Genomic DNA, 22,572 nt, shown 5'->3' with positions numbered 1-22,572 from the left:
CCGCCTATTATGTGTCTTAGGCCAAGCAGAGATCCATGCGCTCAATCGAGCGCATCGATGATCCGCGCGTTCAGCGCCTGCACATTGTAGCCGTCGATCCAAGGCGTGAGGCCGAGCCGGACGACGGCGAGACGAAGCGACGGGACTATCATGATCGCTTGTCCGTCATGCCCGAGCATCCAGAAGCTGTCCGCCGGGAAGTTGCCCTCCCCGGCCCCTACGCCGTTCGCCGTAAGCCAGACCTGGGCCGAACCGTAATCGCCGGCGGAAGCGCGCGACGGGGTTCGCATGAAGGTCACATAGCCCTCGGGCAGCAGCGCCCTGCCCTTCCAACGTCCCCCCTCCAGCAGGAACTGGGCAAAACGCGCCCAGTCCTGTGCCGTCGCATACATATAGGAAGAGCCGACGAAGGTGCCGCTCGCATCCGTTTCCAACACCGCGCTCGTCATTCCGAGCGGACCGAAGAGCGCCTGTCTCGGATAGGCAAGCGCCGCCGCCGGATCGTCGAACGAACGCATCCAGAGCCGCGACAGAATGCTGCTGGTACCGCTCGAATAACGGAACTGCGATCCGGGCGCCGCTTCAAGCGGCTTCGATGCGGCGAAGCCCGCCATATCGCTTTCCAGAAAGAGCATCCGCGTCACATCGGTGACGTCTCCGTACTCCTCGTTGAAGGCGAGCCCGCTCTGCATCGCCAGGAGATCGGAAAGCTTGATTTCGGCACGCTCGTCGCCGCTCCATTCCGGCAACAGGTTCTTCTGCTCCGGATCCATGCGCCCCTCGCCGATGCGCAATCCGACGAGCGCCGCCGTAACGGTTTTCGTCATCGACCAGCCGAGCAAGGGCTTGTCGCGGCCGAAGCCGGGGCCGTAGCTCTCCGCGACCAATCGGCCATTGCGGACGACGGCGATTGCCCGGATGCCTTCACCGGCGAGCGCCGGGTCCTCGATGATCGCCTGGATGCTCGGATCAATCTCCGCCCGACTTCCCTCCGGCCAATTGGCATCCGGCTGCTGTGTCTTGGGCGCCGCGGCGGTGCCGCCGCCTTCCGCTGCCGGGCTCGCGACAGCCTGAAAAGCGCCATCCTGCCCGCTGGTGCAGCCGTATCCGGGCCGATAGACGGCGCGACGGGGTGCCGCAAAGCCGAATATGCGCGCCGTGACACTCCGCTGAGCACGGTCCACCGAGACGCTGACGAACTTGAGCAACGGGTGCCCCGGAGCCTGAACGTCCTCGGCAAGGACGTCATGCGGGTCGCGACCGGCAAGGAAAACATTGGAACAGGCGATCTTTGCCGCGTATCCGTCGCCCACTTTCAAGAGCTCCGGCGGATACAGCGCGAGCCACCCGGCGGCGGCCGCCGGTAGCGCAATGGCAAAGACCCCGAGTTTCTTCGACAAAGCCCTCATGCTTCCTCCTGTTCCAACAGGAAATCAGGATTTCGGAGAAAGGAAAAGCCCCATGGATCACCTATAGCGCCGCGCGTTTGCCGGACGCGCAAAGGAGAACGCAGTAGGAGATTGAAACGCGAGCGATGCACAGCCTTCCCGTCATCAAAGTGTAGTCGAGTCATTTTAGAAGCGGCTCAGTTTCAACTGGATGGCAGATAATGACCGAACTCGCCCCCGATGCCGGCTTCGGCAGGAAGAATGCGAAGCTGAAAAGTGCGCTCCACCAGCACAAGGCCCTCTCGCTCGCAGGCCTATCGGAGCGCCTGTTCGGGCTGCTCTTCTCCGGCCTCGTCTACCCCCAGATCTGGGAGGATCCGATCGTCGACATGGAAGCGATGCGGATCCGCCCTGGACACCGGATCGTGACGATCGGCTCCGGCGGCTGCAACGTGCTGACCTATCTTTCCGCCGCTCCGGACCGGATCGACGTCGTCGACCTCAATCCGCACCACATTGCGCTCAACCGGCTGAAAATCGCGGCTTTCCGTCACCTGCCGTGCCACAAGGACGTGGTGCGGTTCCTCGCCACCGCCGGCACGCGCTCGAACTGCCAGGCCTTCGACCTGTTTATCGCGCCGAAGCTTGACGCGGTGAGCCGCGACTATTGGAGCGGCCGCGACTTGACCGGTCGCCGCCGCATCGGCGTCTTCGGCCGGAACATCTATCGCACCGGCCTGCTTGGCCGTTTCATCGCCGCCAGCCACATTCTAGCGCGGCTCCACGGCGTCAATCCGGCGGATTTCGTCCAGGCGCGCTCGATGCGCGAGCAGCGCCAGTTTTTCGACGACAAGCTCGCCCCGCTTTTCGATCGGCCGGTCATCCGGTGGCTCACCGGCCGCAAGAGCTCGCTCTTCGGGCTCGGCATTCCGCCTCAGCAGTTCGATGAACTCGCAAGCCTCACCGAAGAGAAGTCGCTCGCCGCTGTCCTGCGCCATCGGCTTGAAAAGCTGACCTGCCATTTTCCGCTTCGCGAGAACTATTTTGCCTGGCAGGCGTTCGCGCGGCGCTACCCGCTGCCGCACGAGGGCGACCTGCCGCCCTACCTGCAGGCCTCGCGATACGAGACGATCCGTGACCACGCCGATCGCGTCGTCGTCCATCACGAAAGCCTGACGGAGCTGCTTGCCCGCAAGCCTGCTTCGTCGGTGGACCGTTACGTGTTGCTCGACGCGCAGGATTGGATGAGCGACCGGCAGTTGAACGATCTCTGGAGCGAAATCACTCGCACGGCGGATGCGGGCGCCGTGGTGATCTTCCGCACGGCCGCCGAAGCCAGCATCCTCCATGGACGCGTTTCGCCCGCACTGCTCGACCAGTGGCACTACGACGCCGAGGCTTCGCGGAAACTCGGCGCCAACGACCGTTCGGCGATCTACGGCGGCTTCCACATCTACCGGAAGAAGGCATGAGCGCCGTGCAGGTCGCTGAGAACAATCACGCCCGGCTCATGGACCGGATGTACCGGTATCAACGGTACATCTATGATGCCACCCGGAAATACTACCTGTTCGGGCGCGATACGATGATCCGCGAACTTGAGGCGCCGCCCGGCGCCTCAGTCCTGGAAGTCGGCTGCGGGACCGGTCGCAATCTCGCCCTGATCGGCGATCTCTATTCGGGGGTACGCCTCTTCGGCCTCGACATTTCGGCCGAGATGCTGGCAAGTGCCCGCGTAAAGCTAGGCCGGAAGGACCGGCCGGCCGCGACCCTCATCGTCGCCGACGCCACGAATTTCAGCGCTGCCGATTTCGGCGAAAGCGGTTTCGACCGCATCGTCATTTCCTATGCTTTGTCGATGATTCCCGAATGGGAAAGAGCCATCGATGCGGCAATTGCGGCCCTTAAGCCCGGTGGCTCGCTGCACATCGCCGATTTCGGCCAGCAGGAGGGGTGGCCCGGCGGCTTCCGTCGCCTCCTCCAGGCATGGCTCCGGCGATTCCATGTCACCCCGCGCGAAATGCTCTTCGACGTCCTCCGCCGGAACGCCGAGCGCCAGGGGGCGGCACTTCAGCTGAAATCGATCGGCAGAGGCTATGCCTGGCTTGCCGTCTACCACCGAAAGGCTGCGGTCGAATAGGCCCGTTGGCCCGTGCGGTCCCTACAGCGCCGAGCCTCGTATCAGGCGCGCAAAGATCGCTGTAGCACTTTGAATTGCTGCATGCCTTTGTCCTTACACCGAGGTCGATCTAAGGAGACATGCAGTAGCCTGTTCTCGTTGTAGACATGACTACAATTATGACTTGAGCTAACGCAATTTTTACGATGATATGATGAAAAGGAGGGCACGCCTCCGTGGGGGACATCGCAAAAACATGGAAGCCATTGCGTGAGGCAGGATCGTCTTTCGTCTCCAAACGGAACCCTCATGCGCCGGCTTCTTCTGGCCCTGCTGCCAATCGCGACCCTTCTGTCCGCCTGCTCGTCCACCGATTACGATCTCGTGAATACGGCCTCCATACCGCCGCGCTTCCACGATACCGACCCGCAGGACTTTGGCGGGCGTACGCCGCACCGCCACAGCATTCACGGCATCGACATCTCGAAGTGGAATGGCAATATCGATTGGGCGAGGGTCAAGAATTCCGGCGTGTCCTTTGCCTTCATCAAGGCCACCGAGGGCAAGGATCGGCTCGATGCCCGGTTCAACGAATATTGGCCGCAGGCTCGCGCCGCCGGAATTGCCTACGCACCCTACCATTTCTACTATTTCTGCTCGACCGCCGACGCTCAAGCCGACTGGTTCATCGCCAATGTGCCGAGGAGCGCTGTTCATCTGCCGCCGGTGCTCGACGTCGAATGGAACGGGGAATCGAAGACCTGTCGCTACCGCCCTTCGCCGGAAACCGTGCGCGCCGAAATGAAGCGGTTCATGGACCGGCTTGAAGCCCATTACGGCAAGCGCCCGATCATTTACACCTCGGTCGACTTCCATCGCGACAATCTCGTCGGCGCGTTCAACGACTATCACTTCTGGGTTCGCTCAGTCGCCAAACACCCCAAGGATATCTATGTCGACCGCCGCTGGGCCTTCTGGCAGTACACCAGCACCGGCGTCATTCCGGGGATAGACGGCCATACGGATATCAACGCCTTCGCCGGTTCCGCCAAGAACTGGCAGAAGTGGGTCGCTGCCGTCTCGCAGGCAAGATAGGCGCAGCTTTCTTCATTCCGTCATAAAGCTCTGGAAAGGCATTGGCGGATTTGCTCCAGGACAGATTGCGAAGACCGGCTGCTTCGACGGTGGCAGCCATGGAAAGGATCTCAGATGCGCAAGACCCTTCTCTCCCTCGGACTGCTCGCGCTCGCCAGCACCTCGGTACTGGCGCAAACCCAGGCCGAGACAAGTGCGCCTGTCACCTGCGGCGGTGATCTCCGGGCCTTTCTTGAAGGGGTCAAGGTCGAGGCCGTCGCGCGCGGCGTTCCCGCCGAGGACGCCGATCGTGCGCTTGCGGGAGCTTCCATCGACAACAAGGTTTTGAGCCGCGACCGCGCCCAAGGCGTCTTCAAGCAGACCTTCACGGAATTTTCGAAACGTACCGTCAGCAAGGCCAGGCTCGATATCGGCGCGCAGAAGATGCGGGAATATGCCGAGGTCTTCGCACGCGCAGAACAGGAGTTCGGCGTGCCGGCACCGGTAATAACCGCATTCTGGGCGATGGAGACGGACTTCGGCGCGGTCCAGGGCGACTTCAACACGCGCAATGCCCTGGTAACCTTGGCGCATGACTGCCGCCGCCCGGAAATGTTCCGGCCGCAGCTTCTCGCCGCGATCGACATGGTCAAGCACGGCGATCTCGACCCTGAGACGACCACCGGCGCCTGGGCCGGCGAGATCGGCCAGGTACAAATGCTGCCGGAGGATATCATCGCCTATGGCGTCGACGGCGATGGCGACGGCCACGTCAATCTCAAGAAGAGTGCGCCGGACGCCATCCTGACCGCGGCGAGGTTCATACAGAGCCTCGGCTTCAAGGCCGGGCAACCCTGGATACAGGAAGTCATCGTTCCCGATCAGCTTCCCTGGGAAAAGACCGGACTTCAGCCGGGCATGACGGCGGGCGACTGGTTTGCCCTCGGTGTAAAGCCGCGCGACGGCAATACCGCCCACACCTCGCTGGAGTCCTCCCTGGTGCTGCCGCAGGGCCGCAAGGGCGTCGCCTTTCTCACCTATCCGAACTTCAACATCTATCTCGAATGGAACCAGTCCTTCATCTATACGACTTCGGCTGCTTATTTCGCCACGCGTCTCGCCGGCGCGCCGCCTTATCAGTCCGGGAATCCGGACCCTGGGTTGGGTGACGCGGAAATGAAGGCGCTTCAGGAAAAGTTGCAGGCGCTCGGCCACGACGTCGGCAAGATCGACGGCATTCTCGGCGCCGGCACGCGCACGGCCTTGCAGAAGGAACAGTTGAAGCTCGGCCTTCCTGCCGATGGCTGGGCGACTCCGGAAGTGCTCGACGCGCTCTGAAGCCAGAGCGCCTCAGACAGTGACAAGAAGCGGGTGGCAATGCTCGCTTTCGCTTGCTACCGCATGTCTCGCCTCAAATCGACCGATGCCGCCCCAATCAGAGCAGGCACCCATGCTTTCATCCGAAAACAGCGTACACACCAGCATGAGTTTGCGCCTTTGGACGCTACTGATGCTGCTTGGCCTTATCTGGGGTGGCTCCTTCTTCTTCGCGCGCGTCGCCGTCGCCCATGTGCCGCCTTTTACCCTGGTGCTTTTACGTGTCGCTCTCGCCGCTCTTGCCTTGCACCTTTACCTGCGTGGCCGTCATGGGCTCTATTCTGCCCTCTTCACGCGCTGGCGGGAATTCCTGCTGATGGGTCTCATCAACAATGCGATCCCGCACGCCTTCATCTTTCTCGGTCAAACCCATATCGGTGCCGGCCTCGCCGCCATCCTGAATGCGACGACGCCCGTTTGGACGGTGCTGATCGCCAATATGGCGACCGAGGACGAGAAGCTGAACGCGGCCAAGATCAATGGTTGCCTGCTCGGGCTTGCCGGAACGGTGGTGCTGATCGGACCGGGTGCCTTGCTGGACGTCTACGGCCGGAGCGGCAATGTGCCGCTCTGGGCGCTGGTGCTGCCAGTGCTCGCTGCGGTCAGCTATGGCTTTTCCGCTATCTATAGCAAGCGGTTCCGCGATCTCGCGCCGCCGGTCACGGCCGCTGGACAGTTGACCGCCTCGACGCTCCTCATGCTGCCGGTCGCGCTCTTCGTCGATACGCCCTGGACCCTGCCCGCCCCGCCTCTTTCAGCTCTTTTGGCCGTTCTTGGACTCGCCCTCGTATCCACCGCCTATGCCTATATCCTCTACTTCCGGATCATCGCGGAGGCGGGCGCCACCAACACGTCACTGGTGACGTTACTGGTTCCGCCGAGCGCAATCCTGCTTGGATTTCTCTTTCTTGGCGAAACGCTGCAGCCGGTCGACCTCGCAGGAATGGCTTTGATCGCATCGGGTCTCGTCCTTCTCGATGGGCGAGTGCTCAAGCCGCGCCGGTCGAGCTGAGTGAATCGACAGACGGCTGCCAGCCGCCGGCACATTCACGAGACGTTACAGCCATTCATATTAACGCCGCGGCAGTAAATATGAAAAAAATGTGGCGACCAATTTGTTTGTAGGAAATCAAGCGCTTACGCCTGTGAATTGGCGAAGGCTGCGGGCCTGCTTTCGCGCTGCAGCACAAGTTTTGCTTTGAAGCGCCGTGATTTCACCCTATGTTTTAGCCGTCAACGCAGGGAGGATCATCCTATGGGACTAACACATTCGTTGAATGTCCTCATGATCAGTGCAGCGTTCGCATTCGTGGCCGTTATGATCTTCGTCTGATGAAAGGCCGCTGAAAGTCCAGTCCGAACATCCATCTAGCAGCAACGATGAGAGGCAGGCCGCTCCGAGAGCACCCGGTCTAAACGCTGCAATGAAGATGATGCCCATGAGCGCCGTAGCCGTTCATGGGCTTTTGTTTGGAAACCGATTGGCCTCACCGCGGCGCTGTTGCCCTCCCGCCACAATTCCTGCCCGTCTCCTACAATTCGCAATTGCAGGCTTGCTCTTCAGCCGAACTCGTGTAAGCTGGCAAAGCTTGCTATTCAAACAGAGGAGGCGTGAAATGAATACAGTTCTCGTGTCTGTGCGCCTCTCTGGCGGAACGGCTCTCACGGCTTCGATGTGCCATATGTATTGGCCGAGCCGATTTGCCTTCTAGGGCCTCTGATCCCTGGATTTCCGCTGTTTGGCGTTTTCCCATTTTGATCTGACGTGATCGGCTGACGAAGCGACCACTCGCGATTCCGTCTCCGCATCTGCGCGTCTTTCGACATCGAGAGGACCTGGCCACATCGTTGTGCCGGGAGAGAAACATCATGCGTGAAGCACAATTTCTAGTTGATAACCCAGCGGCGGCGATCGATGAGCTGTTCCGGAAATTCGGCGTCTGGAAAACCGCGCAAGCGCTGCTCCTGGCCGCCTGGAGGCGCCGTCAAACGCAGAACCACATCTCGCATCTGCCGAATCGCATGCGCCGCGATATCGGCCTTCCCGAGAGTGAGGACATGCTGGACGTCCGGTTTCCCATGTGGGATGTCCGACTATGAGCAGGGCACGGTGGCGCGCACTTACGCCGCGCCACCCCTTCTCGGCGCGCACAGTTCAACGCATGTCCCTGTCCCTGGATAGTTGGATTCGAGGATACAGGGGGCGTGGTCCCATCCGCTCGGAGGCGCGCTGTGTAATGCGGCGCGCCTTAACCCGCCGCGGCAGTCCTGCTCGTCTGCCGCTCCACTGCCGCTTGTTGGCCAATGCCCCCCGTCCGGGCGCAGCCAACGAGATCACAGACGGCAGCAACGAGCGGCGAGCGGTTCATGGTGTAGATGTGAAAATCCTGCACGCCCCGCCGGGCGAGGTCGACGATCTGCTCTGCGGCGATATGGCTTGCCTCCGTGAACCGCTCCTCCGGCTGATCGTCAAGATGAGCGAGCCGTGAGACGACTGCCTCCGGAACCCTGGCGCCGCACAGCCCGGCAAACTTCATCACCTGCGCGAGGTTGTTGATCGGGAGGACGCCCGGAACGACCGGGATGCCGATGCCTGCGCGCCGCAACCGTTCGAGGTAACGCTCGAAATCGTCATTGTCGAAAAAGAACTGGGTAATTGCCCGTGTCGCGCCATTGTCGACCTTGCGCTTCAACATGTCGATGTCGGCTGCGACATCCGCGCTCTCGGGATGTTTCTCCGGGTAGGCGGAAACCGAAATCTCGAAATCGCCGCGGGCTCTAAGCGCCTTCACCAGTGCTGCGGCATTTTCATAGCCGCCCGGGAAAGGCTGGTAGGCGCTACCGACGCCGCCCTGTGGATCGCCCCTCAGCGCCACGAAATGGCGCACGCCGCAGGCGACGAATTCCTCAATCACCGCATCGACCTCGGCCTCGGGCGCGCCGACGCATGTCAAATGTGCGGCTGTGTTCTTGAGCCCCATCTCGCCGATCATCCGCTTGACGGTCGTCAGCGAGCGGGCCTTGGTCGATCCGCCGGCGCCATAGGTGACGGTCTGGAAGGCCGGAGTGAACACGGAGAGATCCGCCACCGTCCGAAAGAGCTGTTTCTCCATCTCTTCGTTCTTCGGCGGGAAATATTCGAAGGAGAGCCTGAGGGTGCCGCGTTCGGCAGGGTAAAGCGTCCGTGCATTCATTCTCAAAGTCCCCCCACCTGAAGACGCTGGCGCGGCATGTCGGTGATGCTGTCGGCGGCACGCTCATCGCGGGCCAGCCAGATCGTTACCGTCAGTTTTCCTTCGTCAGAGCCTTCCGGCGCGAGGTCCGTCGTCGTCTCGAGCGCGAGACCGGCCTGCTGCAGCCAATCCTCCATCATCTGGTGCGAGAACCCAAGACGCGCATGCGCATGCTCGTCGCGCAGATATTCGAGCCCATGGGGGGCGAAGTCGATGATCACAAGCCGGCCGCCCGGCGCAAGCATGCGCGCGGCCTCCGCGATTGCCGCTTCCGGCTCGTCGAGATAGTGCAGAACCTGGTGGATCGTGACCAGGTCGAAGGATTGGCCGTCGAGCGGCAGGTTGAAGATGTCACCATGGCGAATCGACGCCTTGGTGATGCCTGCCCTGTCGAGGTTCGAGCGCGCCACCGCCAGCATGTCGCGGCTGGCGTCGACGCCGATACCGCGCCGGTAGATTCCCTCGAAAAGCTGCAGAATGCGGCCGGTGCCGGTGCCGAGATCGAGCAGCGTGTCGACCGGCTCCTCGCCCACCATCGCCTTCAGCGCCGCCTCGACATCGCCCTCGCTCACATGCAGGCGCCTGAGTTCGTCCCACTCCGCGGCATTGCGGCTGAAATAGGCCTGCGCCTTCTCGGCGCGCGCCCTCTTCAAGGTCGCAAGCCGCTTCGCGTCCCTGCCAAGAATGGCATCATCGGGAGCGGCCGCCGCGAGCAGTTCACGCACCAGCGCGACGCGCCCGCCCTCCTGCCGCAGCCGAAAATAGGCCCAGGCGCCCTCCTGGTAGCGGTCGATCAGCGCGACCTCGGCCAAGAGCTTCAGGTGCCGCGAAATGCGCGGCTGGGACTGGCCGAGGATTTCGGTGAGATCGGTTACGGTCAGGTCGCCGGCAGCGAGCAACGCCAGAAGTCGCATCCGCGTCGGCTCGCCCGCCGCCTTCAAGACGTCTACCAGGGCATCCAAGCCAAGCATTTCGCGATCAACCATCATCACCCTCATCAACACATAAAGATATCTTTATGTGAAATGTGGGTGGCGCGCAAGCGATATTGCGCGGAGAGGCAGTGCGATGACGTAGGCAGGACAGGTGGCTTCGGACTGCCATGCGTGAGCGCCCCTCGGACCAGCCGACCGGCCGTGAAGCGGCAGCGAGGCGGACACCAATCTCGCATAAAGCCATTCGAGCGGCAGTCCCCTTGTCGCGCTGGTGGAGGCGCGGGCGATGACGAGCATCTTCCGCGCCGACGGATTTCGGCAAACACGACTCACAGGAATGAGTCACCGGGGCGTCCGGCACCCCCAGGCGGCGCGTACCCGGTTCCCTTGGCAGCGGCTGGAGGCGGCCTCAGGCTCTTGTGCAATGGCGATCCGAGCGGCAGTCGCCGCCCGTATTCATCCTTGCAGGCACCGCAAGGCACGAGCCGACAACCCCATCGCGCCGCCTGCAGGGATCGACTGCTCCGCGTCCGGTCGCGCCACCGACTTAACGCGTCAAGCGCTTGTAGGTCACGCGTTTCGGATTGACCGAATCCGGGCCCAGGCGGCGGATCTTGTCCTTCTCGTAATCCTCGAAGTTGCCCTCGAACCATTCGACGTGGCTGTCACCCTCGAAGGCCAGGATGTGGGTCGCCAGGCGGTCGAGGAACATGCGGTCGTGGCTGATGATGACCGCGCAGCCGGCGAAGTTTTCGAGCGCGTCCTCGAGCGCCGCGAGCGTCTCTGTGTCGAGGTCGTTGGTCGGCTCGTCGAGCAGCACGACGTTGCCGCCGGATTTCAACATCTTGGCGAGGTGAACGCGGTTGCGCTGGCCGCCGGAGAGCGTGCCGACCTTCTGCTGCTGGTCGCCGCCCTTGAAGTTGAAGGACGAGCAATAGGCGCGCGAATTGACCTCGTGCTTGCCCAGCTTGATGACGTCGTTGCCGCCGGAGATCTCTTCCCAGACGGTCTTGTTGGGGTCGAGTGCGTCGCGGCTCTGGTCTACATAGGCGAGCTGCACGCTGTCGCCAATCCTGAAGGAGCCCTCATCCGACTGTTCCTGGCCGGTGATCATGCGGAACAGCGTCGTCTTACCGGCACCATTCGGCCCGATGACGCCGACAATGCCGCCGGGCGGCAGCTTGAAGGTCAGACCCTCGATCAGGAGCTGATCGTCGTAGCCTTTGGAGATATTGTCCGCCTCGATCACCACCTGACCCAGCCGTTCACCGACCGGAATGATGATCTGCGCGTCACCAGGGCGCCGTTCGGCGGCTGCCTTGACGAGCTCGTCATAGGCGCGGATTCGCGCCTTGGATTTCGCCTGACGCGCCTTCGGGCTGGAGGCGATCCACTCCTGCTCACGGCCGATCGCCTTCTGGCGGGCGGCCTCCTCGCGACCCTCCTGCGCCATGCGCTTCGCCTTGGCTGCGAGATAGGCGGAATAGTTGCCCTCATAAGGAATGCCGCGACCGCGGTCGAGCTCGAGGATCCAGCCCGTGACGTTGTCGAGGAAGTAGCGGTCGTGCGTGATCATCAGCACGGCGCCCGGGTATTCGCGCAGGTGCTTTTCGAGCCAGGCGATTGTCTCGGCATCGAGATGGTTTGTCGGTTCGTCGAGGAGCAGGAGGTCCGGCTGCGAGAGCAGCAGCTTGCAGAGCGCGACGCGACGCTTCTCACCGCCCGAAAGATTGTTGACGTCGGCGTCGCCCGGCGGGCAACGCAGCGCGTCCATCGCCATTTCTACCTGACTCTCGAGATCCCAGAGGTTCTGGCTGTCGATGATGTCCTGGAGCTTTGCCCCTTCTTCCGCCGTCTCGTCGGAATAGTTCATCATCAGCTCGTTGTAGCGGTCGAGGATCGCCTGCTTGGCGGCAACACCCTCCATGACATTTCCCAGCACTGTCTTTGCGGGGTTGAGCTGCGGCTCCTGCGGCAGGTAGCCGACGGTTGCCCCATCGGCGACCCAGGCTTCGCCGGTATATTCATGGTCGAGCCCGGCCATGATCCTGAGAACGGTGGATTTGCCGGCGCCGTTCGGCCCGAGAATGCCGATCTTGGCGTCCGGGTAGAAGGAGAGATGGATGTTTTCCAGGACCTTCTTGTTGCCATAGGCCTTGTTGAGCCCGGCCATGTGATAGATGAACTGACGTGCCATAAAAGCGAATGCTCCGCGTCGAGATGGGGGAATTTGCCCGCTATGTAGGCGAATTATGGTGGCGGGGCAATCCGCAAAGGTTTTGCCCACGCCAATCCCGTCTCTCGCGGCGTGACGTATCGATCAGCCCTTCCCAGCCGCGTCCACGATCCCGCTCGAGCATTTGAACTCGGTCGAGCCCGCCGCCTGGATCAGGCTTTTCAGATCCGCCTTGCCGGCCAAGTCGCCGGAAAGCCCGATGGTGAACCCCGTGATCACGCTTCTCCCGGCAACCGTCTGGCAGCGCATGCGCACGCGGTCGCCCGCGCCAGCCCCGAAGCTCGTGTCGAATGCCGCCTTGATCTCCTTTTCTCCGAGCTCCGAGCCGACCTTGCCGGCAAAGAGCGCTCGCACAGCGGAATCGTTCAGCTGGTCAAGCAAACGGAGCTGAAGGGCGAAATAATCCTCGGCATTGGCCGCCTGGCAGGTGCCGCTGCGCAGCCATTGATGGCGATCGAGGCCGGACTTCACCCCCGGCATCGCGACCAGCAGGCGCGCGGCAGTCTCATCCGCGACCGCGAGTTTTGGCAGGTCGAGCCAGTCGCCCTTGCGATCGCGCGCCTTGAGCTCTGCCTCGACGCCGCAATAGCTTTTCTTGAGCGGCCAGAGGCCGTGGAGCGAAAAATGCGTCGCGTCGAACCGCTCGGCGGACTGGTCCGCGCACTCCTTGCGCGTTGGCCGCGTCTCGCAGAAACCCGGCTGCCAACTGACCGCCAGAACATATTCCGTTCTGCTCGAAGCTTCCGCCGCGCCTTCTTCAGCTGGCGCCTCCTCTGCCGCGGCAAGGGACGCCAGTCCCAGCCCCAATGCAAATCCCGCAACCCTTACCAGATACATCACTGCCCGCACTGCCATGGTGGCCTCCGTTTGAAAACAAATCAGGAACAAACAAACAACAAAAGCGGGAAAATTGCAACCCTGATGATCAGTTGCGGATTCGTTCTGATCTCATGCACAACGAGCAACAAGCGGCGATTGCCTTTGGCGAGCAAATCGATTTGATATGCCTACGGCATTCGGCCGATGGTGAAGTGTTCGGGAGCATGGCATGTTCGGGCAGGTGAGCACGCTTCAGAGCCCGACTGGCGCAGCACTCGCCTGGCGGCATTGTCCCGCCGCGGTCGATCCATTGGGCATTCTTCTGATCAGCCATGGCCTCGCCGAGCACTCCGGTCGATACGGCCGTTTTGCCCAGGCAATGGCTGCCCGCGGTTTCCACGTCTACGCGCACGACCATCGCGGGCATGGGCGAAGCCGCGCGCCCGACGCCCAGCTCGGCCTGTTTGCCCATCGCGGCGGCGCCGAAAAGGTCATCGCCGACCTCCGCGCAGTGCGCGAGATGGCCGTCGACCGCCATCCTGGTCTGCCGGTCATCCTCTTCGGCCACTCGATGGGCGGACTGATTGCACTCAACGCCGCTGAGACCGACCCCGAGCTCTACGACGCCCTCGCGGTCTGGAACTCCAATTTCCGGCCGGGCGTTCCCGGCCGCGCCGGGCAGGCAGTCCTTGCGATCGAGAAGGCGTTGAAAGGCTCGGACGTGCCGAGTCTCCTCATGTCGCAACTCACCTTCGGCGCCTGGGCTTCGGCCATTCCGGAACGAAAGACCCCTTTCGACTGGCTGTCCCGCGATCGAGAGGAGGTCGCGAGATACGTCGCCGACCCGCTTTGCGGCTTCGATGCCACCGTTTCGCTCTGGATCGACATCTTCAGCCTTGCCTTTGCCGGCGCGCAAACAGGCCGGCTGACGCGGCTGCCGGCGCACCTTCCCGTTCACCTCGTCGGCGGCGGCGCCGATCCTTCCACCGGATCCGGTGCCGTCGTGCGCTGGCTCGGCGATCGGATGAGGGTGCGCGGAATGACCGAGGTCACGGTTGTCATCCACGAGGACATGCGCCACGAGACATTGAACGAAATCGGCCGCGATCAGGCGACGGAAGACCTCGCCGCCTGGTGCCAGAGGGCCGTCGGCGCGAAGGACACGACATCATGAACGACATCGCCCTTCGCGGATTTTCGACCGATCAGCGCGTCAGCTACGGATTGACGCTGATGGTCGTGTCGGTTTTGGTCTCGCCGGCGATCGACATTCTCGCCAAGTTGGCGATCGCCACCGTGCCGGCTGCCGAGATCACGGCCGCTCGCTTCCTGTTGCAGGTCATCTTCATCCTTCCGATCGCGGTCGCCCGGGGCAGGCTGTTCGATCTCACCTGGAGGAAGAGCGCACTGCATGCGCTGCGCGGCGGTCTTTTGCTGCTGACGATGCTTTCCTTCATCACCACGCTGAAGGTCATGGAGGTTGCCGATGCCATCGCCATCTTCTTCGTCGAGCCGATCATCCTCACCATTCTCGGCAGCATTTTCCTGAAGGAGGCGATCGGATGGCGCCGCTACACGGCCTGCGCCGTCGGTTTCCTCGGCGCGCTCCTCGTCATCCAGCCGAGCATGCAGGAGGTCGGCCCGATCGCGCTCCTGCCGATCGTCGCCGCTTTCACGCTTGCGGTGTTCCTGCTCGTCACCCGCATGGTCGCGCAAAACGAGGATCCCTGGTCGATGCAATTTCACGCAGGCATCTGGGGCGGACTTTTCTGCCTGGTGATGCTCGCGCTGGGCGAAGGCACGGGCTCGAGCGTCTTCGACCCCGTATGGCCGGATGGCCGCGTCTGGGTCTATCTCGTGGGCGTCGGAATCACCGCGACGATTTCCGGCGTGCTCGCCGTCTATGCCTACCGCGCCGCGCCGGCCTCGGTTCTTGCACCGCTGCAGTATCTGGAGATCGTATCGGCGACGATCCTCGGCTGGCTCGTCTTCGGCGACCTTCCGGACGCGCTGAAATGGCTCGGCATCGCGATCATCATCGCCTCGGGGCTCTATATCATATGGCGCGAACGCAAGCTGCAGAAGTCCGCGAGCGTGCCGCCGGTCTCGCCGGCGATTTGAAGGCGCGGCTTTGAAGAAATGGCAAAGCAATCGGGAGGAGTTCGGATGAAGACGGGTGGACAATTGATCGTCGAGGCACTGGTCGCCAATGGCGTGAAGCGCGTTTCCTGCGTGCCGGGCGAAAGCTATCTGGCTGTGCTCGACGCTCTCTACGACACCGAGATCGACGTCGTCGTCTGCCGGCAGGAGGGAGGCGCGGCGATGATCGCGGACGCCTGGGGCCGGCTGACCGGCGAGCCCGGCATCTGCATGGTCACTCGCGGTCCCGGCGCTACCAATGCGTCGGCGGGGCTCCATGTCGCCCGGCAGGATTCGATTCCCCTGATCCTCTTCGTCGGCCAGGTGCAGCGCGATGCGCGAGAACGCGAAGCGTTCCAGGAAATCGAGTATCGGCGCGCCTTCACCGAAATCGCAAAATGGGTAGGCGAGATCGACGACCCGGCGCGCATCCCGGAATTCGTTACCCGTGCTTTTGCGATGGCCACCTCCGGCCGCCCCGGCCCGGTGGTGCTGACCCTGCCGGAGGATATGCTCACTGAAAGCGCCGAAGCCCCCGCCGCGCGCCCTTACCAGCCGGTCGAAAGCCATCCGGGAGCGAGCCAGATCGACCAACTCGCGGCGCTTCTTGCCGAAGCAAGACGTCCGCTCGCCATTCTCGGCGGCACCCGCTGGACGGCCGAAAGCGTCGCCGGATTCCAACGGTTTGCCGAGCGCTGGCATCTTCCGGTCGGCTGCTCCTTCCGTCGGCAGATGCTATTCGATCACCTGCACCCGATGTATGCGGGCGACGTCGGCATCGGCATCAATCCCGCGCTCGCCACGGAGATAAAGGGCGCCGATCTTCTCCTCTTGATCGGCGGACGGTTCTCGGAAATGCCTTCGTCCGGCTACACGCTTGTCGACGTGCCCTATCCGAAGCAGACGCTCGTGCATGTCCATCCCGATCCGAGCGAGCTCGGCCGCGTTTATCGCCCGTATCTGGCGATTGCCGCCAGCCCCCGCGACTTCGTTGCCGCCCTCGGCACCGTGAGCCCCGCTACCGAGCCGGGCTGGTCCGCCCGCACCGCAGCGCTGCATGACTCCTATCTCAGATGGTCGACGCCGCCGGAAACAGGCCCGGGCGACGTTCGCATGGGCCCGATCATGAATTGGATCGAAGCGAACACGGCCCCCGACACCATCTTCGCCAACGGCGCCGGAAACTACGCGACCTGGCTGCACCGCTTCCACCGCTTCCGCGGTTACGGAACTCAGGCGGCGCCCGCCTCCGGCACGATGGGTTACGGCCTGCCGGCGGCGGTGGCGGCCAAGCATCTGCATCCCGACCGAGAAGTCATCTGCTTCGCCGGCGACGGCTGCTTCCTGATGCATGGACAGGAATTCGCAACCGCAATCCGGTACGGATTGCCGATCATCGTGCTTGTCATCAACAATGGCATTTACGGGACGATCCGCATGCACCAGGAGCGCGAATATCCCGGTCGCGTAAGCGCCACGGACCTCACCAATCCGGATTTTGCCGCACTTGCCCGTGCCTATGGCGGTCACGGGGAAATCGTCGAGCGAACGGAAGAATTCGCCGACGCCTTCCTGCGGGCGCGCGCCAGCGGCAAACCGGCGATCATCGAGATCAAGCTCGACCCGGAGGCGATCACGCCGACGCGCACGCTCAGCGAAATTCGGAACGGGTGAAAAATTTCCAAACGGCTACTGCCGATTGGGTGTCCGATCTCATGAGGACTCCGGCCGTTGCTCAGGCTCGATGAGATGCGGCTCGTTCATGTCGAAACCGCCCGTTGTCGCTTTGTGGGCGAACGGTCCTCAGCCTCGGATATGCAAGGTCTGCTGATAGACGGCGGTGGAGCGGGCGCCGGAGCGGCAATAGCCGAGCATCGGCCGCGGGAATTCGTCGAGGGCGTCGACCATGCGGGTGACCGCGTCGGCGGTCACACCCATCGGACCGACGGGAATATGAGCGATTTCCAGCCCAAGCTCCTGGGCACGCGCGGCGATCGCGTCGAAAGTCGGCTGGTCGGGCACTTCGAAATCCGGACGGTGGCAGACGATGGATTTGAATCCGAGCGCCTTGATCTCGTCGAGGTCTTCGACCGTGATCTGGCCCGAAACCGAATATTCATCGTTGATCTGGCGGATGTCCATGATGGCGGTTCCTCATGACTATTTTGCCTTGGTGTAGGCCGGGCACCGGGCGGCGTCAATCGTGAAGCGGGTTCAAGCTACGCGAAGCGCGAGGCCATAATCTCGCGACTGGCCGGGTTCCATGCAGGCGAGTTCGCCGCCTGCGCAGTGCTGCGGCCGTTTGGCGAGCCGGTGCGAGGCCGGCTCGATGCTGATGACGTCGGCGCCGCCGCGCTGGCAACGCCACATCTGCAGGAACGGCAGCGTGTCCGTCCGGAATCGGACATGTAGGCTGCGGCCTTCGAGCCCCGGCAGCGGGCCAAGCGCGACCTCCCCCATCCATCCTGGCTGGCGACAGCCGGTATGCAGAAATGTGCGCTCTCGCCCTCACCGAAGCGCCAGGGCTGCGAACCGCCCTCCACCGATAGAGCTTCGATCCGCGTCTCCGCTCCGAGCAGCCGGCCGCCAATATTGATGTGATACATCATCATCGGCGCGAAGCCTGTGGCTCCGATATTGAGGACACGATCTTGAAGCCTCACGCAATCCGGCTCGACCTGCCAGCAGCGCTCTATCGCCGCCCTGCCGCCGCAGGCGAGATCGACTTCGGTGATGCCGGTGCATCGGAAACCGTTTTGAGAGATTTCCGCGCGGCTGACCGGAGTCCCCGAAAGCGAACCATGCAGCGGATAGCAGGCGCCGTCGCCGCCTCCGTCCACCGGCTCCGGATGGCGAATGTGATCGGGACCGCAGGTGAAGAGAAACCCGGCAAGCGCCCGGTCGATTCGCCGATCCCCGTTGGGCGGGATAGCCTCACCCGGCGACAGGTCGACTCCGGTAACGACGAAGGCGGCGATGTCGAGCGCCGAAGATCGGTCGAACAGGAGGTAGCCGTCCGCGCGGTCGTCCGCGTCAAGCCTGGTCTTCATGCGCACCTCTTTTGTTGCCCACGGAATTAGATCAGAGGCAGGCCAACATAGCTCGACCCTCTTCGGTGCCTTCGACGTGAACCAATCGGAATAAAAGCCGTTATGGATTCAAGGAGGTTGAATGGGCGCGGTGAAAGCCAGCCGAGATCGCTGTTGCGCGGCCGGAAAAGCCTGCATACTACGATTTAAGGGATTGTTCATGATGATTTCACTTTTTTCACATTAACGTCGAAATCCAAATGTACCGCCGCAGAGCAGCCAACCATGACGACAGGTTCTTTCGTGACATCAGCGACCCGCATCGGCCTTTCGCTTATCGCCGCAATCGGCCTTATCGCCGTGGAGCTCGTGCCTGCACGCGCGCAGGAGGGTTACGGCGGTTTCTGGGACGAGCCGGACGTTCTGCTGGTGACGCCTGAAGGCGACATCCTCGACTACATTCCGGATGGCGGCGAAGTCCGCGCCATGCGCGACCGTCGCGGTCGCACGGTCCTGGTCGACCCTTGGGGCAATGTCGTCGCCACGGTGGTGCCGAATGACGGCTATGCCGTCCGCCGCCGCGGATATGGCGCCGATGTCTATTCGAACCGGCGCGACCCGGAATACGGCTATTCCGAGCCAGGCGAATATACCGGAACCGTTCCCGGATACCGTGACGCGACGCCTGCGCCGGTGGAGCGCGAGGACCTTCCGAACAGCCTGCCTTCGCTTGGCGACGAGCAGGCCGCCTACGATCCGCAATACGAAGATCCTCTGCGGCAGCCAATGCCGCCGGCGGCACCGGTGACCAACAAGTCGAAGGCGGAAATCACAGCTCTGCAGGTCTTCCTCGACCGGGAAGGGTTCTCGCCAGGCGTGATCGACGGCAAGATGGGCTCGAACGTCACGAAGGCGATCGAGGCCTGGCAGCAGGCGACCGGCGAAACACTGGACCCGAACAACACCGAGGACATTCTCGAGCGGCTGCGCTTCAGCGGTGGCCTGCCGATCACCACCTACACCATTACAGCCGCCGATGCGGCCGGTCCCTATGTCGCCTCGATCCCGGAAGACTATGCGCACAAGGCGCTTCTTCCGCATCTCTCCTTCACGTCCACCGCCGAGATGCTCGGCGAGAAGTTCCACATGGACGAGAACTATCTGCGCGAGCTCAATCCGGGTGTCGATTTTTCGATCCCCGGCACCACGATCAAGGTCATCAACCCCGGCCCGAACAAGACGGGCAAGGTGGCACGGGTCGTCGCCGACAAGGGGCGCAAACAGGTTCTGGCCTATGACGAGGCGGACAAACTCATTGCTGCCTATCCGGCGACGATCGGTTCCGCGGATACGCCCTCGCCGTCCGGCACCGTGACCGTCGAACGGATCGCCTTCAATCCCGGTTATACCTACAACCCGAAGATCAATTTCAAACAGGGCGCCAACGACAGGATCCTGGAATTGCGGCCGGGACCGAACGGACCGGTAGGCACTGTCTGGATCGCGCTTTCGAAGCCAACCTACGGTATTCACGGAACGCCGGACCCGTCCAAGATCGGCAAGACCCAGAGCCATGGCTGCATACGCCTTACCAACTGGGATGCGACCGAGCTCGGCAAGATGGTGAGCCCCGGCGTTACGGTCGAGTTCGTCGACGAGGCCGGGGCGCCGACTTCCGTGGATGTTCTCAGTCGCTATCAATAGCACGCTTACGCCCGATTGAGGCGGAGCCCCTCGGGACGCCCGACATCGTCGGCCTTCATGACTTCATGAAACATTGTCATGAAAATCCTTGCCGCATTCGCTTTATCACAGGCGAACAATCCCGGCTGACAAAGGAATACCGGCAATGGCGACGGAGCGCCCTCTCCCCAATCTCTGGCATGCGACGGCACCGGCTGCTCCCGAGACCGGCCCCCTCACGGGCGACCGGACGGCCGATGTAGCGATCGTCGGCGGCGGTTTCACCGGTCTTTCGGCCGCCCTTCATCTCGCTGAATTGGGGGTGAAGGCCACCCTGGTCGAGGCACAGACGATCGGCCATGGCGGCTCGGGCCGCAATGTCGGGCTCGTCAATGCCGGCATGTGGGTGAAGCCGGACGATCTCGTCGCCACGCTCGGCCCGGCGGCCGGCGACCGCCTGCTTGCAGAGCTCGGCGACGGCCCGTCCTTGGTATACGAGTTGGTCGCAAAGCATGGCATCGCGTGCGAAGCGGTTCGCAAGGGCACGCTGCACATGGCTGTCGGCGCCCATGGATTGAGGGAACTGCGCGAACGGGAAGCTCAATGGAAAAGACGCGGTGCGCCGGTGGAAGTGCTTTCGGACGAGAAGGCGCATGCGCTCTCCGGCGCGGAAGGCTTCAGCGGCGCCCTTCTCGACCGGCGGGCCGGAACGATCCAGCCGCTCGCCTATGCGCGTGGGCTTGCCCGGGCGGCGCTTGACGCCGGCGCCGAGATTTTCACCAATACGCCGCTTCTTGCCGCCGATCGCAAGGGTGATCTCTGGAAGCTAGCAGCCGGCGACGGCTCGCTCACGGCGCCGCACGTCATTGTCGCCACCGACGCCTACGGCTCGCTCGTCGATGGCGCTCCATGGCGAGCGCAGACACAGGAACTGACCATCCTTCCCTATTTCCAGTTCGCGACGAATCCTCTTCAAGAAGACGTCGCCAGCAGGATTCTTCCGGAGCGCCAAGGCGCCTGGGACACGGGACTGGTGATGACATCCTTCCGCATGGACCAACAGAATCGACTGATCTTCGGATCGATAGGCAGGCTGGACGCGATCGCCGAGGGCACCCATCGTGCCTTCGCCACCCGGTCGGTGCGCAAGCTCTTCCCCTATATCGGCGATTTCCGTTTCGAATATTGGTGGGACGGACGCATCGGTATGACGGCCAACAACCTGCCGGTCATGCACCTTCTTGCGCCGAACGTCGTTTCCGTCGGTGGCTACAACGGCCGCGGCATTGCGCCCGGAACCGTCTTCGGCCGTGCACTTGCCCGCTATGTCGTCGGCGACGCCACTGCGGTCCCTCTCGCCGAAACTCCGGTCACGCCGGACCCCTGGCGCAACCTGAAATCCGCCTTCTACCACATCGGCGCCCAGGCCAAGCACTTGATCGATCGGCGGTTCTGATCCACGCGCTCGCTGAGGCACGGGAGGTACAGCAAAGGCCGCCCCCGTGCCGTTATCACTGTTCTTGTCGCAGCATACACCGGGGCCGGCACAGTTACTCACGGCGCGGGCGCTATGGCTGGGTCCCTGTGACAAGCACAGGGACGAGGGGCACGTAGAAGCCTCCCGGGAAAGCGAGCAACCTCGAAAGGAAGTCACGCCGCGCGCGGCAAAGCCGAGCGCAAGCGAGACATCAATGCGCGGCGTGGTGTTACGGGCAGCAGCGCTTGTATCTCGCTGGCCAGCGCGAAGGCGTTTTCGCGAGCCTTCTCGAGGTTACTGACCCGGCTTGCGTCCATCGTCTGCAGCGTCCCGCCGCATTCGAAGATCTCGCGGTAAGCGGCGCGCTCGATGATCGGCGTGTCGAGGACCGAAACGCCGCGTTCAGCGAGCAGCGTCTTGATCGTTTGCAACGCCCGGGTCGTTACCAGAGAGTTCACCCGCGTCAGCACAACGGAATGCTTGATCCGAACTTTCGCCCTGTCTTGGATCTGCCGAATGAGTTCCAGGATCTGCACTGCTCCCCGCGCGTCCATGGCACAGCCTTGAACGGGGATCAGCACCTGATCGGAAAGCCCGAGCGCAAGCGCTACGATCGCGTCCTTGGCACCTGCGAGGTCGATCACGATGAAGTCCACCTCGTCCTTGAGCTCGCGGATGTGACAGGGCAGCGAAGCCGGCGTGATGTGCGAAATCACTTCGAGATTGGGGATGCGACCGGATATCTCCGACCAGCTGGTGATCCAGCGCTGCGGGTCCGCGTCGAGGATCACCACGCGGTTGCCCTGCCGCGCAAGTTCCGTTGCCAGGATCAGGGCCGCCGTGGTCTTACCGGCGCCGCCCTTGGCGTTGGCCAATGTAATCACCGCCATCTTCTTCCACCTCATTCTCTCGATGCTCGGTCCCCCCGCGCTTCGGGGCAGATTCGATTAACGGAACCTTTCAGAACATGGTTAACGAAATGGAAATTTTGGCTGGCAAAGATTAACCGTCGCGCCGCCTCTGCGGGCCCTTGCGCATGAAAAAGCCCGGAAAATCAGGGATT

Annotated in this window: 18 protein-coding genes and 1 pseudogene; 11 read left to right on the top strand and 8 right to left on the bottom strand. The window is 62.7% G+C overall.

What is annotated here, in order from left to right:
• Positions 1 to 41: 41 nt before the first annotated feature.
• Positions 42 to 1,409, bottom strand: coding sequence for a serine hydrolase domain-containing protein (locus tag J2Z31_RS16475; RefSeq protein WP_209602651.1), 1,368 nt, complete (start codon positions 1,407 to 1,409; stop codon positions 42 to 44).
• Between the two features lie 200 nt (positions 1,410 to 1,609).
• On the opposite strand from J2Z31_RS16475, the gene J2Z31_RS16470 reads away from it, so the two are divergent.
• The 6 genes from J2Z31_RS16470 (at position 1,610) to J2Z31_RS16445 (ending at position 8,058) form a co-directional block, all read left to right on the top strand.
• Positions 1,610 to 2,860 (top strand): DUF3419 family protein, encoded by a 1,251-nt coding sequence (locus J2Z31_RS16470; protein WP_209602650.1) that lies wholly within the window; start codon positions 1,610 to 1,612, stop codon positions 2,858 to 2,860.
• Positions 2,857 to 3,528: a class I SAM-dependent methyltransferase gene (locus J2Z31_RS16465; protein WP_209602649.1), complete on the top strand. Its 672-nt coding sequence runs from the start codon at positions 2,857 to 2,859 to the stop codon at positions 3,526 to 3,528. Before J2Z31_RS16470 ends, J2Z31_RS16465 begins: the two co-directional genes overlap by 4 nt.
• 288 nt (positions 3,529 to 3,816) lie before the next feature.
• The gene (locus J2Z31_RS16460) at positions 3,817 to 4,602 is read left to right on the top strand and encodes a glycoside hydrolase family 25 protein (RefSeq protein WP_209602648.1); all 786 of its coding nucleotides are present in this window, start codon (positions 3,817 to 3,819) and stop codon (positions 4,600 to 4,602) included.
• Positions 4,603 to 4,716: 114 nt separating this feature from the next.
• Entirely contained in the window at positions 4,717 to 5,919 is a 1,203-nt protein-coding gene (locus J2Z31_RS16455; protein WP_209602647.1) for a lytic murein transglycosylase, read from the top strand.
• A 112-nt stretch (positions 5,920 to 6,031) separates the two neighbouring features.
• On the top strand, positions 6,032 to 6,970 hold the full coding sequence (locus J2Z31_RS16450; RefSeq protein ID WP_209602646.1) for a DMT family transporter: 939 nt from the start codon (positions 6,032 to 6,034) through the stop codon (positions 6,968 to 6,970).
• Between the two features lie 857 nt (positions 6,971 to 7,827).
• Positions 7,828 to 8,058, top strand: coding sequence for a DUF1127 domain-containing protein (locus tag J2Z31_RS16445; RefSeq protein WP_209602645.1), 231 nt, complete (start codon positions 7,828 to 7,830; stop codon positions 8,056 to 8,058).
• A 149-nt stretch (positions 8,059 to 8,207) separates the two neighbouring features.
• Here the strand turns inward: J2Z31_RS16445 and metF are convergent, their stop codons facing one another.
• The 4 genes from metF to J2Z31_RS16425 form a co-directional block, all read right to left on the bottom strand.
• Complete coding sequence (gene metF / locus J2Z31_RS16440) at positions 8,208 to 9,152, bottom strand: methylenetetrahydrofolate reductase [NAD(P)H] (protein WP_209602644.1); 945 nt, start codon at positions 9,150 to 9,152, stop codon at positions 8,208 to 8,210.
• 2 nt (positions 9,153 to 9,154) lie between these two features.
• Positions 9,155 to 10,177 (bottom strand): ArsR/SmtB family transcription factor, encoded by a 1,023-nt coding sequence (locus J2Z31_RS16435; protein WP_209602643.1) that lies wholly within the window; start codon positions 10,175 to 10,177, stop codon positions 9,155 to 9,157.
• A 496-nt stretch (positions 10,178 to 10,673) separates the two neighbouring features.
• Entirely contained in the window at positions 10,674 to 12,323 is a 1,650-nt protein-coding gene (gene ettA / locus J2Z31_RS16430; RefSeq protein WP_209602642.1) for an energy-dependent translational throttle protein EttA, read from the bottom strand.
• Between the two features lie 123 nt (positions 12,324 to 12,446).
• A complete protein-coding gene (locus J2Z31_RS16425) occupies positions 12,447 to 13,217 on the bottom strand; it encodes a ribonuclease T2 (protein WP_209602641.1) in 771 nt (256 codons plus the stop codon).
• Positions 13,218 to 13,410: 193 nt separating this feature from the next.
• Between J2Z31_RS16425 and J2Z31_RS16420 the strand changes: the two genes are divergently transcribed.
• From J2Z31_RS16420 to J2Z31_RS16410, 3 genes are read left to right on the top strand one after another with little or no spacing between them, the layout of a single operon-like run.
• Positions 13,411 to 14,355, top strand: a complete 945-nt coding sequence (locus J2Z31_RS16420) for an alpha/beta fold hydrolase (RefSeq protein ID WP_209602640.1) — start codon at positions 13,411 to 13,413, stop codon at positions 14,353 to 14,355.
• The gene (locus J2Z31_RS16415; protein ID WP_209602639.1) at positions 14,352 to 15,302 is read left to right on the top strand and encodes a DMT family transporter; all 951 of its coding nucleotides are present in this window, start codon (positions 14,352 to 14,354) and stop codon (positions 15,300 to 15,302) included. Before J2Z31_RS16420 ends, J2Z31_RS16415 begins: the two co-directional genes overlap by 4 nt.
• 45 nt (positions 15,303 to 15,347) lie before the next feature.
• On the top strand, positions 15,348 to 16,994 hold the full coding sequence (locus tag J2Z31_RS16410) for a thiamine pyrophosphate-binding protein (RefSeq protein ID WP_209602638.1): 1,647 nt from the start codon (positions 15,348 to 15,350) through the stop codon (positions 16,992 to 16,994).
• Positions 16,995 to 17,123: 129 nt separating this feature from the next.
• Here J2Z31_RS16410 and J2Z31_RS16405 read toward each other — a convergent pair whose 3' ends face one another.
• Positions 17,124 to 17,462, bottom strand: coding sequence for a TIGR01244 family sulfur transferase (locus J2Z31_RS16405; RefSeq protein ID WP_209602637.1), 339 nt, complete (start codon positions 17,460 to 17,462; stop codon positions 17,124 to 17,126).
• Positions 17,463 to 17,534: 72 nt separating this feature from the next.
• Positions 17,535 to 18,370: pseudogene (locus J2Z31_RS16400) on the bottom strand (DUF4432 family protein).
• 264 nt (positions 18,371 to 18,634) lie between these two features.
• On the opposite strand from J2Z31_RS16400, the gene J2Z31_RS16395 reads away from it, so the two are divergent.
• Complete coding sequence (locus tag J2Z31_RS16395) at positions 18,635 to 20,053, top strand: L,D-transpeptidase family protein (RefSeq protein WP_209602636.1); 1,419 nt, start codon at positions 18,635 to 18,637, stop codon at positions 20,051 to 20,053.
• Between the two features lie 145 nt (positions 20,054 to 20,198).
• On the top strand, positions 20,199 to 21,488 hold the full coding sequence (locus J2Z31_RS16390; RefSeq protein WP_209602635.1) for an NAD(P)/FAD-dependent oxidoreductase: 1,290 nt from the start codon (positions 20,199 to 20,201) through the stop codon (positions 21,486 to 21,488).
• A 194-nt stretch (positions 21,489 to 21,682) separates the two neighbouring features.
• Here the strand turns inward: J2Z31_RS16390 and J2Z31_RS16385 are convergent, their stop codons facing one another.
• Complete coding sequence (locus J2Z31_RS16385; RefSeq protein ID WP_209602969.1) at positions 21,683 to 22,399, bottom strand: ParA family protein; 717 nt, start codon at positions 22,397 to 22,399, stop codon at positions 21,683 to 21,685.
• Positions 22,400 to 22,572: the final 173 nt, after the last annotated feature.

It is taken from the genome of Sinorhizobium kostiense (assembly GCF_017874595.1).
GTDB lineage: Bacteria > Pseudomonadota > Alphaproteobacteria > Rhizobiales > Rhizobiaceae > Sinorhizobium > Sinorhizobium kostiense.
The sequence above is the reverse complement of the archived record's forward strand: the minus strand, read 5'-3'. Positions and strand labels throughout refer to the sequence as shown.

Excerpts from the sequence above, each read along its gene's own strand:
- J2Z31_RS16425 (WP_209602641.1), bottom strand. The coding sequence starts at position 13,217 with ATGGCAGTGCGGGCAGTGATGTATCTGGTAAGGGTTGCGGGATTTGCA.
- J2Z31_RS16460 (WP_209602648.1), top strand. The coding sequence starts at position 3,817 with ATGCGCCGGCTTCTTCTGGCCCTGCTGCCAATCGCGACCCTTCTGTCC.
- ettA (WP_209602642.1), bottom strand. The coding sequence starts at position 12,323 with ATGGCACGTCAGTTCATCTATCACATGGCCGGGCTCAACAAGGCCTAT.
- J2Z31_RS16435 (WP_209602643.1), bottom strand. The coding sequence starts at position 10,177 with ATGGTTGATCGCGAAATGCTTGGCTTGGATGCCCTGGTAGACGTCTTG.
- J2Z31_RS16390 (WP_209602635.1), top strand. The coding sequence starts at position 20,199 with ATGGCGACGGAGCGCCCTCTCCCCAATCTCTGGCATGCGACGGCACCG.
- J2Z31_RS16415 (WP_209602639.1), top strand. The coding sequence starts at position 14,352 with ATGAACGACATCGCCCTTCGCGGATTTTCGACCGATCAGCGCGTCAGC.
- J2Z31_RS16470 (WP_209602650.1), top strand. The coding sequence starts at position 1,610 with ATGACCGAACTCGCCCCCGATGCCGGCTTCGGCAGGAAGAATGCGAAG.
- J2Z31_RS16445 (WP_209602645.1), top strand. The coding sequence starts at position 7,828 with ATGCGTGAAGCACAATTTCTAGTTGATAACCCAGCGGCGGCGATCGAT.
- J2Z31_RS16395 (WP_209602636.1), top strand. The coding sequence starts at position 18,635 with ATGACGACAGGTTCTTTCGTGACATCAGCGACCCGCATCGGCCTTTCG.
- J2Z31_RS16455 (WP_209602647.1), top strand. The coding sequence starts at position 4,717 with ATGCGCAAGACCCTTCTCTCCCTCGGACTGCTCGCGCTCGCCAGCACC.
- metF (WP_209602644.1), bottom strand. The coding sequence starts at position 9,152 with ATGAATGCACGGACGCTTTACCCTGCCGAACGCGGCACCCTCAGGCTC.
- J2Z31_RS16475 (WP_209602651.1), bottom strand. The coding sequence starts at position 1,409 with ATGAGGGCTTTGTCGAAGAAACTCGGGGTCTTTGCCATTGCGCTACCG.
- J2Z31_RS16410 (WP_209602638.1), top strand. The coding sequence starts at position 15,348 with ATGAAGACGGGTGGACAATTGATCGTCGAGGCACTGGTCGCCAATGGC.
- J2Z31_RS16405 (WP_209602637.1), bottom strand. The coding sequence starts at position 17,462 with ATGGACATCCGCCAGATCAACGATGAATATTCGGTTTCGGGCCAGATC.
- J2Z31_RS16465 (WP_209602649.1), top strand. The coding sequence starts at position 2,857 with ATGAGCGCCGTGCAGGTCGCTGAGAACAATCACGCCCGGCTCATGGAC.
- J2Z31_RS16420 (WP_209602640.1), top strand. The coding sequence starts at position 13,411 with ATGTTCGGGCAGGTGAGCACGCTTCAGAGCCCGACTGGCGCAGCACTC.
- J2Z31_RS16385 (WP_209602969.1), bottom strand. The coding sequence starts at position 22,399 with ATGGCGGTGATTACATTGGCCAACGCCAAGGGCGGCGCCGGTAAGACC.
- J2Z31_RS16450 (WP_209602646.1), top strand. The coding sequence starts at position 6,032 with ATGCTTTCATCCGAAAACAGCGTACACACCAGCATGAGTTTGCGCCTT.